This is a genomic window from Microcystis sp. LE18-22.4A, from assembly GCF_027531105.1.
Lineage (GTDB): Bacteria > Cyanobacteriota > Cyanobacteriia > Cyanobacteriales > Microcystaceae > Microcystis > Microcystis aeruginosa.
The window spans coordinates 1-16,513 of the sequence record NZ_JAPZRB010000397.1; the positions used below are offsets into that span (position 1 = coordinate 1).

Annotated in this window: 19 protein-coding genes; 11 read left to right on the plus strand and 8 right to left on the minus strand. The window is 43.3% G+C overall.

What is annotated here, in order from left to right; genetic code table 11:
- The first annotated feature begins 237 nt into the window (after window positions 1-237).
- From O9295_RS17565 to O9295_RS17575, 3 genes are all read left to right on the plus strand, one after another.
- Entirely contained in the window at window positions 238-750 is a 513-nt protein-coding gene (locus tag O9295_RS17565) for a hypothetical protein (RefSeq protein WP_004162596.1), read from the plus strand.
- 107 nt (window positions 751-857) lie between these two features.
- Window positions 858-1,367, plus strand: coding sequence for a tetratricopeptide repeat protein (locus O9295_RS17570; RefSeq protein WP_061430758.1), 510 nt, complete (start codon window positions 858-860; stop codon window positions 1,365-1,367).
- A gap of 552 nt (window positions 1,368-1,919) precedes the next feature.
- Window positions 1,920-2,096: a hypothetical protein gene (locus tag O9295_RS17575; protein ID WP_002759470.1), complete on the plus strand. Its 177-nt coding sequence runs from the start codon at window positions 1,920-1,922 to the stop codon at window positions 2,094-2,096.
- Window positions 2,097-2,155: 59 nt separating this feature from the next.
- On the opposite strand, the gene corA is transcribed toward O9295_RS17575, so the two are convergent.
- The 3 genes from corA to O9295_RS17590 all read right to left on the minus strand — a co-directional run bounded on the left by corA (window position 2,156) and on the right by O9295_RS17590 (window position 5,321).
- Window positions 2,156-3,316 carry a magnesium/cobalt transporter CorA gene (gene corA / locus O9295_RS17580; protein WP_288034193.1) on the minus strand — a complete coding sequence of 387 codons (1,161 nt, stop codon included), beginning with the start codon at window positions 3,314-3,316 and terminating at the stop codon, window positions 2,156-2,158.
- 91 nt (window positions 3,317-3,407) lie between these two features.
- The gene (locus tag O9295_RS17585; protein WP_288034195.1) at window positions 3,408-4,685 is read right to left on the minus strand and encodes a recombinase family protein; all 1,278 of its coding nucleotides are present in this window, start codon (window positions 4,683-4,685) and stop codon (window positions 3,408-3,410) included.
- A 342-nt stretch (window positions 4,686-5,027) separates the two neighbouring features.
- Window positions 5,028-5,321, minus strand: a complete 294-nt coding sequence (locus tag O9295_RS17590; RefSeq protein WP_002759475.1) for a hypothetical protein — start codon at window positions 5,319-5,321, stop codon at window positions 5,028-5,030.
- Window positions 5,322-5,567: 246 nt separating this feature from the next.
- Between O9295_RS17590 and O9295_RS17595 the strand changes: the two genes are divergently transcribed.
- The 4 genes from O9295_RS17595 to O9295_RS17610 all read left to right on the plus strand — a co-directional run bounded on the left by O9295_RS17595 (window position 5,568) and on the right by O9295_RS17610 (window position 6,720).
- The gene (locus O9295_RS17595; RefSeq protein ID WP_002737131.1) at window positions 5,568-5,801 is read left to right on the plus strand and encodes a hypothetical protein; all 234 of its coding nucleotides are present in this window, start codon (window positions 5,568-5,570) and stop codon (window positions 5,799-5,801) included.
- A 117-nt stretch (window positions 5,802-5,918) separates the two neighbouring features.
- On the plus strand, window positions 5,919-6,122 hold the full coding sequence (locus O9295_RS17600) for a type II toxin-antitoxin system HicB family antitoxin (RefSeq protein WP_002737783.1): 204 nt from the start codon (window positions 5,919-5,921) through the stop codon (window positions 6,120-6,122).
- Window positions 6,119-6,325, plus strand: a complete 207-nt coding sequence (locus O9295_RS17605; RefSeq protein ID WP_104396010.1) for a type II toxin-antitoxin system HicA family toxin — start codon at window positions 6,119-6,121, stop codon at window positions 6,323-6,325. The genes O9295_RS17600 and O9295_RS17605 overlap by 4 nt, the downstream gene beginning before the upstream one ends.
- A 107-nt stretch (window positions 6,326-6,432) precedes the next feature.
- Complete coding sequence (locus tag O9295_RS17610; RefSeq protein ID WP_353851872.1) at window positions 6,433-6,720, plus strand: shikimate dehydrogenase; 288 nt, start codon at window positions 6,433-6,435, stop codon at window positions 6,718-6,720.
- Between the two features lie 108 nt (window positions 6,721-6,828).
- Here the strand turns inward: O9295_RS17610 and O9295_RS17615 are convergent, their stop codons facing one another.
- The 3 genes from O9295_RS17615 to groES all read right to left on the minus strand — a co-directional run bounded on the left by O9295_RS17615 (window position 6,829) and on the right by groES (window position 10,336).
- Window positions 6,829-7,653: a DUF2207 domain-containing protein gene (locus O9295_RS17615; protein WP_288034199.1), complete on the minus strand. Its 825-nt coding sequence runs from the start codon at window positions 7,651-7,653 to the stop codon at window positions 6,829-6,831.
- Between the two features lie 699 nt (window positions 7,654-8,352).
- Window positions 8,353-9,978 (minus strand): chaperonin GroEL, encoded by a 1,626-nt coding sequence (groL, locus tag O9295_RS17620; protein ID WP_288034202.1) that lies wholly within the window; start codon window positions 9,976-9,978, stop codon window positions 8,353-8,355.
- Window positions 9,979-10,024: 46 nt separating this feature from the next.
- Complete coding sequence (gene groES / locus O9295_RS17625) at window positions 10,025-10,336, minus strand: co-chaperone GroES (RefSeq protein ID WP_288034204.1); 312 nt, start codon at window positions 10,334-10,336, stop codon at window positions 10,025-10,027.
- Between the two features lie 362 nt (window positions 10,337-10,698).
- Between groES and O9295_RS17630 the strand changes: the two genes are divergently transcribed.
- Window positions 10,699-10,911, plus strand: a complete 213-nt coding sequence (locus O9295_RS17630; protein WP_288034206.1) for a hypothetical protein — start codon at window positions 10,699-10,701, stop codon at window positions 10,909-10,911.
- Between the two features lie 162 nt (window positions 10,912-11,073).
- Here O9295_RS17630 and O9295_RS17635 read toward each other — a convergent pair whose 3' ends face one another.
- The gene (locus tag O9295_RS17635) at window positions 11,074-11,502 is read right to left on the minus strand and encodes a CAAD domain-containing protein (protein WP_002744522.1); all 429 of its coding nucleotides are present in this window, start codon (window positions 11,500-11,502) and stop codon (window positions 11,074-11,076) included.
- 325 nt (window positions 11,503-11,827) lie between these two features.
- On the opposite strand from O9295_RS17635, the gene O9295_RS17640 reads away from it, so the two are divergent.
- Complete coding sequence (locus tag O9295_RS17640; RefSeq protein WP_039899814.1) at window positions 11,828-12,061, plus strand: DUF433 domain-containing protein; 234 nt, start codon at window positions 11,828-11,830, stop codon at window positions 12,059-12,061.
- The gene (locus O9295_RS17645) at window positions 12,058-12,321 is read left to right on the plus strand and encodes a DUF5615 family PIN-like protein (protein WP_288034207.1); all 264 of its coding nucleotides are present in this window, start codon (window positions 12,058-12,060) and stop codon (window positions 12,319-12,321) included. The genes O9295_RS17640 and O9295_RS17645 overlap by 4 nt, the downstream gene beginning before the upstream one ends.
- An 87-nt stretch (window positions 12,322-12,408) precedes the next feature.
- Here the strand turns inward: O9295_RS17645 and pcrA are convergent, their stop codons facing one another.
- Window positions 12,409-14,730, minus strand: a complete 2,322-nt coding sequence (pcrA, locus tag O9295_RS17650; protein ID WP_288034210.1) for a DNA helicase PcrA — start codon at window positions 14,728-14,730, stop codon at window positions 12,409-12,411.
- 325 nt (window positions 14,731-15,055) lie between these two features.
- Here pcrA and metK point away from each other — a divergent pair, with 325 nt between their 5' ends.
- Complete coding sequence (gene metK / locus O9295_RS17655) at window positions 15,056-16,306, plus strand: methionine adenosyltransferase (protein ID WP_012267167.1); 1,251 nt, start codon at window positions 15,056-15,058, stop codon at window positions 16,304-16,306.
- Window positions 16,307-16,513: the final 207 nt, after the last annotated feature.

Genomic DNA, 16,513 nt, shown 5'->3' on the forward strand with positions numbered 1-16,513 from the left:
GAACCCTTATATAGAAAGGCATTTAGCGATTTTTGTCAATTGTTTTTGCTCTAGAGCGAACTAATCAATTAAGTCTCTTGCCAGATAAGGATTTAGTCGATTTATGCCCCCCTATCGAACCATACCAAGTAACGAAGAACCTTAATACTCAAAACTGATAACTAATAACTCAAAACTGATAACTAATAACTCAAAACTGATAACTGATAACTGATCACTGATAACTGATAACTGATTATGTTTTGGCGCATTATACTACTTACTTTTCTGATTCCATCGGTCTATGGGGTGTTTGGCTGGTCGATCGCCCATGAGCGTTTATCATGGAGTGATTGGTTACTTGCCCGCGGTGATGAGATGAATTGGACTCTCACTAGCGAATGGCTAGAAATCATCATCTATATCCTAGCGGTAGGGGTTATCCTCTCAATTGCCCTAGGATTAACCCTGTTTAGTCACTTAATGCCGGTATTTTTCCGCAGTTGGTTTAAAAACGATATTAGTGCTGTATTATCAATTCTCGGCTGGTCTTTGGCGGTAGTCTTTATCTTCCACAAGTGGGCGGTATTTAGTCGAGTTTTAATCCTCTTAGCCGCCACTATCCTTGGTCGTCTAGAACTTCAGGAAGCAGGTTACAATAGGTGGCAAGTTTTCCTGATGCTCACCATCCTCTGCTTAGGTAGTTTTGGCTTGGGAATTTGGGCTTATAATCTTTGGGGTCACGAATTTCATCGAGTTACTACGGATTAATCTTATCTGGTGCGTGGGGTGCGGATTACTAATTTTGGTTTTTCATTCCAAGGTTATCGCCGCCTAACGCACCCTACAAAATTGCTTATCTCTAATCTTTAAAAAGTATGCCCAAAAAAAATAACGATACGCTCAAACGAGTCTTAATTGTTTCCTCTGGTTTAGTATTTCTGGCTTTAATGGTGGTGCCAACTTTAGGTTTATTGAAAAATAATAATTCTAATTCCCCCCAGGGCAATCAACCCGGGCAAGAGGCAACTATTCCTCCCGAAAAATTAGAAGAAATGGTCAAAGGTTACGAGAAAATTCTCGAACGTGAACCAGATAACCCCACTGCTTTGCAAGGACTGGCCCAAGCTCGCTTACAGTTAAAAGATTTTATCGGAGCCAGAGAACCTTTAGAAAAGTTATATCAAAAATATCCCGACAATCTGGAAGTTATGCTAGTTCTTTATGGAACAAGATTACAAACTCAAGACGTTTCTGGAGCTAAAAGTATCCTAGAAAAATTAGTCAAAAACTATCCCCAAGAACCGAAGTTTAAAGAAGAATTAACTCGCTTAAATCAAGCGATTGCGGCAGCTTCTAAACAGCCACCTCCAGGGACTAAAAAGTAATGAAAAAAGAATTAATTATTGAAGCTGGGGGAAGTGAAAGACAATATCGAGAATTTTTTATTTCTTGACTTGTTACGATTATCGACATTGCTTGGGCATTACTGCGGCCCTTCTTCGGTAAATTAGCCCCTTTAGCTAGGGTTTGCTGAATAAATCTAAAAATCTTGTTGGATAATATTTTTAGGCTTTTTTGAAATCAAAAAGTGCCAGCCATTGGAGTGATCGGGGGGGAAATTTAGGCACTTTTTCCCTGAAAATTAGGTAATTGACCCCCTGAAAATGGGTAAAACCCTACACCCTACACCCCACACCCCACACCCTACCCTCACGAAAAACTTTTTCAGCAGACCCTACCTAGGAATAGCCCTGCCCCCTAGACGACTAGAAAGAAACTTCGCTAATATCATCTAACCCTGACATTAGCTAACTTTGTTAGATAAGAACTTTTTTAGGAATTATGATCGGCCTATAATAGTAACTGTAGTCACCCCTATCCTTTAGCGATAATTCTTGGTTTGGGGTTGATGTCCTTCAGCGCAAGCGAGATTGGTTATGAAAATTAGCGAACTAGAAAACTACTTGGCTCAAGTTAAGTCAGAGATTGGTGACATCGATATCGTCTATCAATGTCACAGCCAGCACTATAGTTGGTTGGACAAAATGAGAAGCCATCAACTGAAAGTGTTAAAAAATACCGTAGACACTAAATTATTAATTTCTCTGCAATAGCCATTTTCTCTTGCTAGATGCCAGCCATGTCATCCAGTCTGTCTAATCTGCTTAACAGTTTATCTTTTCTTCACTGTCGATAGGTTCTTAAACCAGCCGCGTCGCCAAAAGAAAATGATTAAACTGAAAGCAACGGTTAGCATCAACACCCAGACGAATACATAGCCCCAATACCATTCTAATTCGGGCATATTATAGGGGGATTTATCAGTATTAAAGTTCATGCCATAAATACCGACAATGAAGGTAAGCGGGATAAAAATCGTCGAGATTACCGTTAAAGTTTTCATAATCTCGTTCATTTTATTACTCACGGAAGACAGGTAAAAATCCATTAAACCATTGGCAAATTCCCGGTAATTTTCGATAACATCGAGGATTTGTACTACATGGTCATAACAGTCTCTTAGATAGGGTTTAATGGTTGTATCGATGACAATATACTCATCGCGTAAAAGCGCATTGAGGGTGTCCCTTTGCGGCCAAATTGCTCGTCGCAGGGAGAGTAATTCCTGACGCAGTTGGTAGATTTTTGATAAAATTTGTTCCGTGGGACTAGCTAAAATTTCGTTTTCTAACTCCTCGATTCTTTCTCCGTAGGACTCTAAAACAGGAAAATAACCGTCAATAATGGCATCCCAAATCGCATAGGCTAAATAACCCGATTTTTGCTGCCGGATGGAACCTTTATTTAAACGGATTCTTTCCCTAACTCCTTCCAAAGAATCGTATTGTCCTTCTTCCTGCACAGTTAAAACATAATTCTTCCCGACTATTAAACTGATTTGTTCTAGCAAAAAACCCTGATGATCGATCAGGATGGCCATCGGCACTATAATTAAAAGATAATTCTCGCATTCTTCCACTTTTGGTCTTTGGGGAATACTGACTATATCCTCAAGGGTTAAGGGATGTAAATGAAAAATTTCCCCCAACTCTTGCAGTTTATCCTCATTACCCAAACCGACGATATCAATCCAAGAGATGGAATCATTGGATAAATATTTAAGACAGTCTTGAGGTAAAAGATTATTAACTCTAGTGGCTTGTTGGGAGTTATAATTAATTAAAAATATCTCGGTAGCAACGGCATTTTCATCGATGGTGATTAACCCCGGCATCGTCCCGGGTTGATTATAGTGATAATCGTAAAGGTGGGGTTTGGTCCGGGAGGATTTTCGCCCTTTTTTATACCTAGTTAATCTTTTGTTATTGCTCATAGTTGAGATCGATCGCTGTTTGCCTTTTTCTTAGCATTGATCGCTCAAACATTCCTCAATTTTTAGCTAACTTTAAGATTGTCCCAGACTCTTAAAAAACGAAGATTAAACGTAAATGCCAATTATTAGCCGTTTCCCTCTCGATTTCGATGCGACGGATAAACTCACGAAAATAAAAACGGCGCTCGATTTCCGATAAATCTCGCCAAAATTGCGGAAAAGCAACGGCACGAGCGATAATAGTCAGGTTATCCGGGGGTAATTGGTCTAAACGTCCTTGAATCTGCGCGATCTCGTTTTTCAGTTTATAGGCCCGTAGATTAGCCGTTTCTTGATCTAAAATTCCCGCCGCTTCTAGGGAGGGCAATTGCGACAAAATATCGTTTTTTTGCCCTATTTCCTCGCTCATTCCCCGTTTGATCCCCTCTAAATCCGGTAAAGATATCTGAGCGATCGTCGGTGGTAGGTCTTGACAAATGCGCTCGATTGTGCTAACGAGAATTTTTTCATAAGCGATCGCCGAACATTTTTTTGTCCGGGGACATTGCAAAGGTCGCAAATAGAGGTATTCTAGGCCCTTTCCTCGCGCCGTCACTTTGGTAATCGTCATCCCCGATTGACATTGACTACAGACGACTAAACCCGCTAAGGAACGCGGGGCGCTGGCACTGCGGGGGGGTAATTTGCGATTATTTCTCAGGATGCGATCGATCTGGGCCGCTTCTTCCCGGGAGATAATCGGGGTGTGGGTATCGGGGATAATATCTTGACCGAGATAGCACAAATCGCCGCGATAAACGGGATTAGTCAGCCATTTATGGGCAGTAGCTACCGATATCTTCTTACCATAGCGTTTTTCTATATAGCGCACCGTGGAACGCAGGGAAGCGGAAATCAAAAAGCGATCAAAAAAGTCTTTGACTACCGGCGCGGTACTGCGATCGAGTATATAACGCTCCTTGCCACGACGATAACCGTAGGGTGCTTTTCCGGGGGGAGGCAAAGCTTGCAGACGATTGTGAGCGTGACCTGCTTTTAAACGATTACTTAGTTCGTTTTTTGATATTTCTTGCAGAATCTTGGCAAAATTCAGCTTATAATCCGGGTCTTCTAGGGCAATTATATCTATGTCCAGGGCTTCTAAGGATTGTAAAATTTTGCTAACTTCTGTGCCATTGTCTCCCAATTCTGCTAGGCGACGTAGGATCAGCAGTCGGGGGGGAGTCCCTTGACAATCGCGGAGCAGTTGCTGCCGTTGTGAGCGATCGCCAAAATCCTGATACACTTGTTCGGGAGAATAGGTCGAAATCGAGGCATCGGGGGGACTATCGAGCAGGGGATTGGTATAGGTGTAGGCGATAATTTTCATGTTTTGCCGAAATCCTAGTATAGATAAGCTGTACTGCCTTTAAACCGCGTCTTGAAAAGTTTAGTACAAATGCTCGAACTACCTCTCCCCGCTCCCAACTCCGGCACTCATAAGCTAAACGGCTTTTACTTCGGATCACCGATATAGACTCCAAAAGGGTTATAGCTGTTGGATCATGCAGGTTAAGCGCCGTTTAGCTTAGACAGTCTTAACCAGTAATTTAGATAGTCAACAGCTTACCTGCGGGCGAATGGAAAAGGAATTTCTGCCCATCTCCCTAACCCCCGCCAGCTGGCGCTCGTTCCGCTACACTTGGCAATTTCTAGGCCGGGCGCGATTCGTCTAGGGAGAGGGTAAAGAGCGAAGGAAAACCGTGAGTATGGCGGTAATAATCGCGACGGTTACGGGGATAATCAGCGATTTCGCCCCTTTTAAATCGGATATATCCTTAACTAGCCCCGATTGTTCGTTTTCTAGCCTTTCTAACCGCTTATCCATTCCCTCGACTTTCTCGATTAATTTTGCCTGTCCTACCTCTAGTTTTGTCAGGCGATCATCGATTCGATCGATCTTTCCCTCGATCCGCGTCAGGATGGCTTCTAGGGAATAGGTGACGGTTTCTCCCGATTGACTCATAAACTAAATTCCTTGTTGCGGGGGATACTTCGCATTCTATCACTCCCGAAAGATGGCAGAATTACCAATCCAGAGGCAACGGCAACGATTATCAGCCTACAATATTACTAGGCGATCGAATAATCTCCGAAATTCAGATGAGTCAATTAAGATCTATTTCTGGGAAAAAGTTCGCCAAAATTTGAGAACGTCATTGAGAATTCAAGGTAGCCATCACATTTACTGTATTACTCGTTCAGACTGTCTATGAACCATCGTCAACAATTAATTCAAGAACTCGAACAAGCACCTGATGATCTAATAGAAACCGTGTTAGATTTTTTACATCGAGTTCAGGCAACAGGCAACAATCATCCTCTGGCCAAGTTTTCAGGCATTTTAAGCGATTCAGAGGCACAAGAACTACAACAAGCCATTAAAACAGAATGTCGTCAGTTGGTAAGGATTGCATCACCTACAAAAACAGCCTACAATATTTAGACTAAATCCAGTTATTGAAGACTGATTATTTACACAACCCCGTAGAAATGTTAGATTTTAGGGGTGGTGATAATTTATCTATCTATCCCTCCCATTGATCGATCTAGGAGATAAGCAATGAAAATGAAAGTTATCGTTCACGAGGCGGAGGAAGGTGGCTTCTGGGGGGAAGTCCCGGCGCTCCCCGGCTGTGCCACCCAAGCAGAAACTTTCGAGGAACTACTAGAGAATTTACACGAGGCGATCGAAGGTTGTCTATCCATAGATGTGGAATCCTTGCCGACCGATCCGAAAACTCGGATTCTAGAGATAGCGATATGAAATCGATTTCTGGGAAAAAGTTCGCCAAAATTTTAGAGCGTCACGGATGGGAATTATTGAGAATTCAAGGTAGCCATCACATTTACTGTCAGCCGGATAATCCCACCCGTATCTCTGTGCCGATTCACGGAAATCAGGATTTAAAAATCGGATTACTCAAGCATTTTTTGAAACAAGCGGGACTTTCTGAAGAAGATATGTGATCAATGCGATCGTTGTAATTCCGTCACTCCCGAAAGATCGCAGAATTACCAATAACGATTATCAGCCTACAATATTACTAGGCGATCGAATATTCCCGGAAATTCAGATGAGTCAATCCCCCGTCACCGATTCCCTAGAAATTATCCTGACAAATATCACGGAAAAATTAGACTCTTTACAGAAAGATTTCACCGATCTAAAAGTAGATATGGCGGAGGTGAAAACCGAACTCAAGATTATTGATAGGCGATTGGGAAAAGTAGAGGGAACACAGGACGCTTTAATTCAGGATGTCTCTGACCTTAAGGGATCAAAATCGTTGATTATTCCCGTGGTAGTGGCAGTATTAACCAGTATTCTGACTTTGCTGGTGCGATCGATCCCGAATCCTTAAAAGTTTCCCCGTTTGTATAGTAAATTCGTAGGTCGGGTTGAGGCAACGGAACCCGGCCTAGACCCTCGGTTGTTGGGTTTCACTCTGTTCAACCCAAGCTACGGCTAATTATCCACCGCCGCCACCGCCGCCACCGCCGCCGTCCCGGCCACCGCCGCCACCGCCGCCCAGGATAAAGCCGATACTAGGTAAAATAAACAACAAACTCAAAACCCAGCCGAGAAAGCTCGGCGTGGTGTCGGGAGGAGTTTGGGAAGGGCCTCCTTGTTGCCAACGGGGTTGAGGTAGATTGAGAATATTGCTGGGAAAGGCAATCTGAATTTCTAGTTCTTCTTGGGGTTGAATAGGCTGAGTTGCCACAAATTCGAAGTTTGTCGGATTTACTTGACTAGCGATCGCCGCTGTGCCAAAATTTTTGAAGGAAAAAACTTTACCCGCTAATAATTCTGGTAATTGTACTCGAACCTTTGCCGATTGAATCGGAGCTTTGCGATCAGCAAAAATGGCTTTCCAGTAAACCTGCGTGTTCTCATTATCTACCTGCAAGCCACCTAATACGCGATATTTGAGGACAAAAGTATGTGCTTCGGGCGGGTTTAATTCATGTTGCCAGTTAATCCAAAATTGATTATTTTCAATCCCAATTTTACTGGGAATTATTTTGTCATTTTCTTGAACGGTCACATCTTGGATGTCATCTACCTTAGCTAAAGGAATATAGCGATAGCGTTGATTAGAGTAGTCTGAGTTAAAGACATATTTCTGGGTTTCTGTCACTAACATATCGCCGGTTGTCTGAACCTCAATATCGACGTTGATAGACTCCCAATAAAATGGCAGTTCTTCTGCGGTAATACGGAAAAGAGGGACTGACAAGGTAAACAATAAAGCAGTTAGTGACAAGACAATTTGTTTGGCAAAGCTTTTATTCATATTTCCTTCTTTTCATCTAAAATTTCTTTATTGTAACATTGTAGGGAGTATCTCACCTTTGCAGTGAGCATAAATACTTAGTGGAAAAATAGGCTTTTCGAGGGTAATTCTTGTTTTAATTCTCCATGTACGCAGTCTTTAAAAGCCTCTATTTCGTTCCAAGACACGATTAAGAGTGGCTTTTAGGCTAAGTATAATTACTTACCGCGTAAGTGAGATGCTCCCTATTGTAACCGTATTCTGTCACCAGGCGCTCGATCTCTAGTTCTACTCTTCGAGTTATCTTTCTAGTTGCCATGATGGTTTCGTTGCTCGCTTACCGATATAGTTCCCAAAATCACCGATAAACAGATCATCCTCAAGGAACTAAAACTACACTACTGTGATCCGATGCTCCAGACCATGTTCCCATAAGCTGGACTCGTCACCGAGAAATATAACCTCCCCGTCTATCCTGTCCTGATTAAGACTCTACCATTCTACTGGGAGCATCTCACCTTTGTAAACCCTAAATCAGGTTTTATGTCAAGCTACTTGGAAAGCCTTGCTGGAAACCAGTTTTAGGGACAAGTATAATTACTTGCTTGCATAAAGCCGTGGAAGTCATGGCAAGAATTCCCTAACCCGAAGTGATGTTTTTTCATCAAAAAAAACTCGATCGCTTAAATACGATCGAGTCGAGAAAAAATAGACTAATTATTAATAGTCGAAATCTCCACCGCCGCCGGGAGCAGCGGCTTTTTCTTTTTCCGGTTTATCCACCACAATACACTCGGTAGTTAAAACCATACCGGCGATCGAAGCGGCATTTTGTAGGGCAGAACGAGTCACTTTCGCGGGGTCAACGATACCCGCCTCAAACATATCGGAGAACTCACCGGTAGCGGCATTATAACCGACATTAAAGGGCTTTTCTTTCACCCGTTCGGCAATAACTGCACCGTTTTGGCCGGCATTTTCAGCGATCCGTTTTAAGGGGGCAGCAATGGCGCGAGAAACGATTAAAGCACCGGTTAATTCTTCATGGTGTAGGGTTTCTTTGGCCCAGGTTTCCAATTGGGGAGCCAGGTGAGCTAAAGTAGTACCACCCCCGGGGACGATACCTTCTTCTACGGCTGCTTTAGTGGCGTTAATTGCGTCTTCTAAGCGCAATTTGCGGTCTTTCATTTCCGTTTCGGTAGCGGCACCGACTTTAATCACTGCCACACCCCCAGCTAATTTAGCCAGACGTTCTTGCAGTTTTTCTTTATCGTAGGAAGAATCGGTTTCCTCGATTTGACGGCGAATTTGCTCACAACGGGTTTTCACTGCCACGTCGTTTCCTTCGGCGACGATGGTGGTGGTATCTTTGTTCATGGTGATACGACGGGCCGTACCTAAGCTGTCAATTTTGGTGGTTTCCAGTTTTAAACCCGCATCTTCGCTAATGACTTGACCACCGGTTAAGACGGCGATATCTTCTAACATCGCTTTTCTGCGATCGCCAAATCCGGGAGCTTTCACCGCAGTGACGTTAAGAACACCGCGCAGACGGTTAACCACTAGGGTTGCCAAAGCTTCTTTTTCGATGTCTTCGGCGATAATTACTAGGGGTTTGCCTTGACGGGCAACTTGTTCGAGAATGGGAACCAAATCCTGTACTAAACCGATTTTTTTGTCGGTAATCAGAATAGCGGGATCCTCAAAAACGCATTCCATGCGTTCGGTGTCGGTGACAAAGTAGGGAGAGATATAACCTTTGTCAAAACGCATCCCTTCGGTGATTTCTAGTTCGGTGGTCATCGATTTCCCTTCTTCTAGGGAAATTACGCCTTCTTTGCCGACTTTATCCATGGCCGAGGCGATCATTTGACCGACTTCATCATCGTTACCAGCAGAGATAGCGCCCACTTGTGCGATCGCTTTGGAATCTTCTACGGGTTTCGCGTGTTTGGCGATTTGACCGACGAGGAAATCGGCAGCTTTATCGATCCCTTTTTTCAGAGAAATCGGGTTAGCACCGGCGGCGACGTTGCGTAAACCTTCTTTAACGATAGCGTGAGCGAGAACGGTGGCGGTAGTAGTACCATCACCCGCTACATCGTTGGTTTTTGAGGCTGCTTGGCGAATTAAAGCCACACCGGTGTTCTCGATATGGTCTTCCAGTTCGATTTCTTTAGCGATGGTGATGCCATCATTGACGATTTGGGGTGCGCCAAATTTCTTTTCGAGGACGACGTTACGACCTTTGGGGCCAAGGGTGACGGCCACCGCTTCGGCCAGAAGATCCATGCCTTTTTCTAAGGCGCGACGAGCATCTTCGTTGTAGATAATAGATTTAGCCATAATGTATCGTTATTCGGGCAAAATAGGGGTTTTCAAGGGTAGATGATTAGGAAACGGCGGCGAGAATGTCTTTTTCGGAGAGGAGAACGAATTCTTCGCGACCAAGTTTGATATCGGTTCCGGCATATTTGGAGTAGAGAACTTTGTCACCCACACCCACTTCTACAGGGGTACGGCTACCGTCATCGTTGCGTTTGCCGGGGCCGACGGCCACGACTTCCCCGATTTGGGGTTTTTCTTTAGCGGCATCGGGAAGGAAAATACCACCGGCGGTTTTTTCTTCGCTGGGACTAACTTTGACGAAAACTCGATCGCCTAGGGGTTTAACAGTAGTTACGTTGATGCTGACTGCAGCCATGGAATATCCTCCGTTTCTTTTGTATTTGGGTAAGTGTCTTTTCCAGATTAGCACTCTTACCTTCCGAGTGCTAATTTACCGAAATACGAGGCCCCCTGACAACTGCTCGATCGGTACGGGTTTCCGAACTATGGTGTTAAGCTAGGGTTTGCTGAATAAGTTTGTTGGTGGGGTTAGGAGTCGGTCGTCAGGATTCAGGAGTCAGGAGTCGGTCGTCAGGAGAATTAAGAATACGCATTAATCAATTAAATGCTCTATTTAGGGTCGGCTGAAAAAGTAGGGGCGAAGCATTCGGGCAATAACCTATCGGTGAAACCGTAGATTTTCTATCCGAATGCTTCGCCCCTACAGGACGCGGGCCGATGAAGACGCAAGGTTTTGAAGCACGATTCTCTCAAAATCTTGCACCTGTTTCGCAAGAAAAGCCACAAAACCCTTACCATGCCTACATTTCACATTTATTCAGCCAGCCCTATTTAGGGATTTTAGGCAATTTTATGCTTATTTTTCTCATTTTTGCCCTCTCAAAAATTAATTATGCAAGAACTCTATTAAATCTGGTTATTAAAAACTGATTATTTATTCTCCCTATTGCTTTTTGCCTCTTGCCTTTTGCCTAAAACCCATAACTTTTGTACCTCACTAGACTGAAAAACGCTATAGTATAAGCTCTTGTGCAAAAACAAAGGAGTTGAGCGGAAACACTCAACTCCTTTGTTTTTTATGCTTGATTCTATCTATAAAGTGTTATTGTGACTGCCAAAAACTTGCGCTTTTAGTGCATCAATTTCGGCTAATAACTCGCGACGATTTTCATCTTTGAGCAGATAGCGCCAGACAAACCAACCAGTGTAAACGATCCCAACTAATTGTAGGATAGGAGCAAGGAGGGGAATATCATCGATCGCATCTAAAACCGCTAGGGTAACTTTCACGGTGACAAAACTGGCTAAAATTGCCCCCAGAACGATTAAAGGTTTTTTGTATCCAGAGAAGAAACTACCGATATAATCGGGGACGTTAGCCAGATAGGACATCACCGAATCCCAAACTGGTTCTACATATTCAGACCAAATCTGTTCGGTGCTGCTGCTGGGTTTGCTCAGAGACCCGGGTAAATCCGTTCTAATCGGATTTTGGGTCTCGGTCGGTTGCATTGATTCCATATTAACTGATCCTCATCATAAAGGTTAGACAGTGCGCGAATACGACCAACGGGGGTCAATTTTAACAGACTGAATAGACTAACTCGCTGTTGCCCATATTATCGGATAATTGCGATACTAGGCGGAAAGTTGCTCAACAACTATTAAGAATCAAGGGTTTAGCTTCTCAATTTTATCGTCAGTCTGACCGCAATTCTCTATTCTAACAGCAGGTAGCGATCGGAGTTGAGGAATCAGGGGGTGTCAGTTGGGTGCTAGGGATTGGTTGTTAGGATTACCAGATAAGATAATTAAATGCAGACTAAATATCTTCGAGATGCGTTCTATGGACTCAACAGTTAGCTTGCTTACCCGCATTACTCAAACACCCGGCCAGTGTGGTGGTCGTCCTTGTATTCGGGGGATGCGAATTCGAGTAACGGATATTTTGGAAATGTTAGCGGAGAATGTGAGCATAACTGAAATTCTAGAAGACTTTCCCGATTTGGAACTCGCAGATATCCAAGCTTGTTTACTTTTTGCAGCACGGTGTACGGATTTTCCTAAACTAACGGCATGAAAATTTGGATTGATGCTCAACTACCTCCAACTCTAGCAAGCTGGTTATCAGCGACCTTTGATTTAGAAGCATCGTCCCTGCGAGACTTATCCCTTCGAGATGCTCAAGATATCGAGATCTTTGCAGCAGCGCGAGCGGAAAATGCCGTGATTATGACCAAAGATAGTGACTTTATTGATTTGGTTTGTCGTCTGGGAACACCTCCTCAAATTTTATGGTTAACCTGTGGTAATGTCACAAATCAGAATCTGCGGCGATGACTGACAGCTACTTTACCCGATGCGTTGAAACAACTAGAGCAAGGAACAATAATTGTAGAGATTAGCAATACTCCTTAAAATCCTCCCCTATTCCTCGATAAGTTGCATGGGTGCGGTGCGGGGATCGATGATTTTCTGACCTAAACCCGAAAATTTGACCGCTAGATTCATTTTTTTGCCCGCACCGAGAATATGGGTCACTTCTCCTTCTCCAAAAGTAGAGTGTAACACTCGATCGCCTACCTGCCATTTTCTTTGATCAGAGACAGTTTTTTCCATGGCAACCACTTTTGGGGTCTTTTTCGGTTTCAGGTTGCTTGTGAGCAATTCTGGGGGCAATTCCTGCAAAAATTGGGAAGCTACCTTCGTCTCTTTATTCCCCCAGACATATCTTTCTTTTGCGTAGGTTAAAAATAATTGTTCCTTGGCCCGAGTCACTCCCACATAACACAAACGGCGTTCTTCCTCAAGAGCAATGGGATCGTTTAAACTACGATTATGGGGAAAAATGCCCTGTTCTAAACCGACTAAAAAGACGATAGGAAACTCTAAACCTTTGGCGGAATGAAGGGTCATTAACGAGACTTTTTCTTGACCTTCCTGAAGATTATCTAAATCCGAGGCTAAACTAGCACTAGCGAGAAATTCCTGGAGATTGGTTTCTTCGTTTTCTTCTTGGAATTGTACCACGGCGCTATACAATTCTTGAATATTCTCGATGCGGGTATCAGCTTCCTCGGTTCCCTGCTGTTTTAACTCATCGATATATCCCGAATCTTCCATGATTTGATCTAGGATTTCACTAGCGGATAAATCGGTGATTTTTTCTTGCAGGTTTTGGATAATTTTAGCTAACTTATTGATGCTTTTAGTCGCACGACCGGCGAGAGTATTAACGGAAGTTTCATCGCTGATAATTTCCCATAAAGGTACTCCTAATTCTTGGGCAGCTTTGAGCAAATTATCGATTGTGGTTTTACCGATACCGCGCCGGGGAGTGTTAATAATTCTCAGTAAACTAACGGTATCGGCAGGATTGGCAATCACTCGTAAATAAGCGATCGCATCTTTAATCTCCTGTCGATCATAAAATTTAAATCCCCCGACAATATTATAGGGGATATTATTGCGAATTAACCCATCTTCAAAGGGGCGAGATTGGGCATTAATTCGGTAGAGAATGGCAAAACTACCCCAATTTAATTCGGGGTTTTCTTGAGTAAATTCTCGAATTTTATCGATAACAAAAGCTGCTTCTTCCTGTTCATCTCTGGCTTTAAAAACATAAATACTCTCGCCTCCTTCTCTGGTGGGAACAAGGACTTTATCGATTCTTTGACTATTCTTTTCAATTAACTTATTTGCCGCTTGCAGAATATTTTCCCGTGAACGATAGTTTTCCTGTAGTTTCACCATCGTGCGAGTATCATCATCGGGTAAACCATCGCCAAAGTCCGCTTGAAAATTGAGCAGAATAGTAAAATCTGCCATCCGAAAACTATAGATAGATTGGTCGGCATCACCCACCACAAAAATCGATCGATCCGTCCAATTCCACTCACTTTTTTTCGTTTCACCATTGGTGGACAAAAGCCGAATTAACTCGTACTGAATCCGGTTAGTGTCTTGGTATTCATCGACTAAAATATGCTTAAATTGCGTGTGCCAATAACCGAGAATAGATTCATTTTGCTGAAAAAGACGGACTGGAACCAGTATTAAATCATCAAAATCTAGGGCATTATTTTCTGCCAATTGCATCTGATAAGCCTGATAAACCTCAGAAATGACCTTTCCCCGAAAATGAGGGTTTTCTCTGGCGTAATCCGTGGGAGTTAAACCTAAATTTTTGGCATTACTAATCGCATAACGTAGATTGCGAGCATCAAATTTTTTATCATCTAAATTCATCTGTTTAGTGACGATATTTTTTACTAAACTCTGGGCATCAGACTCGTCCATAATCGAAAAATTCCTTTGCCAACTATGACCATATTCATCCTGATATTTATTAATGTCATAGCGCAAAATACGACCACAAAGACTGTGAAAAGTCCCGATCCAGAGTTTTTTAGTATAATTCCGATAAACTTGAGAAAAGAGTTTTTTCTGTTCGTATTCTTCTAAAAGTTCTAATCTTTGACCGTATTTTTCCTGTGCTTTCTGTTGAGCAAAAGTTTTTTCAATTCTAGTTTTCATTTCCCGGGCCGCCTTATTGGTAAAAGTGACTGCGAGAATATTTTCCGGCTCGACCCCGTGATGACGGATCAAATGGGCGATACGATAGGTTAAAGCGCTAGTTTTTCCCGATCCTGCTCCAGCAACCACCAACAGGGGGCCGCAAAAATGCTCAACAGCAAGGCGCTGGGAAGGATTGAGTTGTTCTAAATAATCGGCTGTGACTGTCATAATCTTTCCGTATAGCTCTGCGACCTCTATTAATCAGGCTACATCATCGGGACGGCTATCGGGCATTAGTCAACCCCTTCAAGAAATAAAAATTTTTTGGGCTAGTTTGTTTCAAATCGCTCAAGATTCTAAGTTGTCATCTACAATGGAATTAGCGGAGACGAAAGTTTCCGTTCACTCCTCACACCACACTCCGTCCGGACAATGTTCGGGCGGTTTCTTATTGAAAATACTCGATCTCTACAAATTCCCTGTTACACTGTATGATCAAAGATTTCTTGGAATCTTTTTGCGTTCAAATGTACTACCATGTGAGGGACATCACTTGTCTAAACGTTATTTGTTCACCTCCGAATCGGTTACAGAGGGACATCCCGATAAAATTTGTGACCAGATTTCTGATACTATTCTCGATGCTCTGTTATCCCAAGATGACCACAGTCGTGTAGCGGCTGAAGTGGTTGTCAATACAGGGTTAGTCTTGATTACTGGTGAAATCACCTCGAAAGCACAGGTTCATTTCGTCGATTTAGTTCGCAAGAAAATCGCTGAAATCGGCTATATCAACGCAGATAACGGCTTTTCCTCGAATAGTTGCACCGTTTTAGTCGCTTTAGACGAACAATCTCCCGATATTTCCCAGGGTGTCACGGCTGCTCAGGAAAATCGCGAACTTCTCAGCAATGATGAACTCGATAAAATTGGTGCGGGAGACCAGGGTATTGTCTTCGGTTTCGCTTGCAATGAAACCCCCGAATTTATGCCCTTACCGATTAGTTTAGCCCACCGCATCGCTCGCCGTTTAGCGGCAGTCAGAAAAACGGGTGAACTGTCCTATCTGCGTCCCGACGGTAAAACGCAAGTATCGGTCATTTATGAAGATGGTCGTCCCGTGGGTATCGATACTATCCTTGTTTCTACCCAACACGATGCTACTATCGGCGATATCACCGATAATGATCTCGTCCAACAAAAGATTAAAAGTGATCTCTGGGAAGCGGTAGTACAACCGGTCTTCAGCGATTTAGAGATTAAACCCGATGCCAATACCCGTTATCTGGTTAATCCCACCGGAAAATTCGTCATTGGTGGACCACAAGGCGACGCGGGATTAACGGGACGGAAAATTATCGTCGATACCTACGGTGGCTATTCTCGTCACGGTGGCGGCGCTTTCTCCGGTAAGGATCCTACCAAAGTCGATCGCTCCGCGGCCTATGCTTGCCGTTATGTGGCCAAAAATATCGTCGCTGCTGGTTTGGCCGATAAGTGCGAGATTCAAGTGGGTTATGCGATTGGGGTAGCTCGTCCGGTCAGTCTCTTCGTGGAAACCTTTGGCACTGGCAAAGTCGCTGATGATGTGATTCTCGACTTAATCAATAAATACTTTGAACTCCGTCCGGCCGGTATTATCCAAACCTTTAACCTGCGCGGTTTACCCAGTGAAAGAGGCGAGCGTTTTTACCAAGATGTGGCCGCTTATGGTCATTTTGGTCGCAATGATCTCGATTTACCCTGGGAACAAACCGATAAAGCCGCTATCCTCAAAGAAGCTTTGACTTCTGCGGTAGTATAGGGTTAGAAATTAACTGCAATTTTTGATTGAGGAATAGAGTTTAAGGCTCTATTCCTTTTTTATACTAAATCCGTTGAGTATAGGCTACATAGGGTTTGCGGCAAAAAGTTTTTCCTGGGGGCAGGGTGTAGGGTGTGGGGTGTGGGGTGTAGGGTTTTACCGATTTTGAGGGGGTCAATTACCTAATTTTCAGGGAAAAAGTCCAGG

Coding starts and splice junctions, on each gene's coding strand:
- O9295_RS17565 (WP_004162596.1), top strand. CDS start 238: ATGTTTTGGCGCATTATACTACTTACTTTTCTGATTCCATCGGTCTAT.
- O9295_RS17570 (WP_061430758.1), top strand. CDS start 858: ATGCCCAAAAAAAATAACGATACGCTCAAACGAGTCTTAATTGTTTCC.
- O9295_RS17575 (WP_002759470.1), top strand. CDS start 1,920: ATGAAAATTAGCGAACTAGAAAACTACTTGGCTCAAGTTAAGTCAGAG.
- corA (WP_288034193.1), bottom strand. CDS start 3,316: ATGAGCAATAACAAAAGATTAACTAGGTATAAAAAAGGGCGAAAATCC.
- O9295_RS17585 (WP_288034195.1), bottom strand. CDS start 4,685: ATGAAAATTATCGCCTACACCTATACCAATCCCCTGCTCGATAGTCCC.
- O9295_RS17590 (WP_002759475.1), bottom strand. CDS start 5,321: ATGAGTCAATCGGGAGAAACCGTCACCTATTCCCTAGAAGCCATCCTG.
- O9295_RS17595 (WP_002737131.1), top strand. CDS start 5,568: ATGAACCATCGTCAACAATTAATTCAAGAACTCGAACAAGCACCTGAT.
- O9295_RS17600 (WP_002737783.1), top strand. CDS start 5,919: ATGAAAATGAAAGTTATCGTTCACGAGGCGGAGGAAGGTGGCTTCTGG.
- O9295_RS17605 (WP_104396010.1), top strand. CDS start 6,119: ATGAAATCGATTTCTGGGAAAAAGTTCGCCAAAATTTTAGAGCGTCAC.
- O9295_RS17610 (WP_353851872.1), top strand. CDS start 6,433: ATGAGTCAATCCCCCGTCACCGATTCCCTAGAAATTATCCTGACAAAT.
- O9295_RS17615 (WP_288034199.1), bottom strand. CDS start 7,653: ATGAATAAAAGCTTTGCCAAACAAATTGTCTTGTCACTAACTGCTTTA.
- groL (WP_288034202.1), bottom strand. CDS start 9,978: ATGGCTAAATCTATTATCTACAACGAAGATGCTCGTCGCGCCTTAGAA.
- groES (WP_288034204.1), bottom strand. CDS start 10,336: ATGGCTGCAGTCAGCATCAACGTAACTACTGTTAAACCCCTAGGCGAT.
- O9295_RS17630 (WP_288034206.1), top strand. CDS start 10,699: ATGAAGACGCAAGGTTTTGAAGCACGATTCTCTCAAAATCTTGCACCT.
- O9295_RS17635 (WP_002744522.1), bottom strand. CDS start 11,502: ATGGAATCAATGCAACCGACCGAGACCCAAAATCCGATTAGAACGGAT.
- O9295_RS17640 (WP_039899814.1), top strand. CDS start 11,828: ATGGACTCAACAGTTAGCTTGCTTACCCGCATTACTCAAACACCCGGC.
- O9295_RS17645 (WP_288034207.1), top strand. CDS start 12,058: ATGAAAATTTGGATTGATGCTCAACTACCTCCAACTCTAGCAAGCTGG.
- pcrA (WP_288034210.1), bottom strand. CDS start 14,730: ATGACAGTCACAGCCGATTATTTAGAACAACTCAATCCTTCCCAGCGC.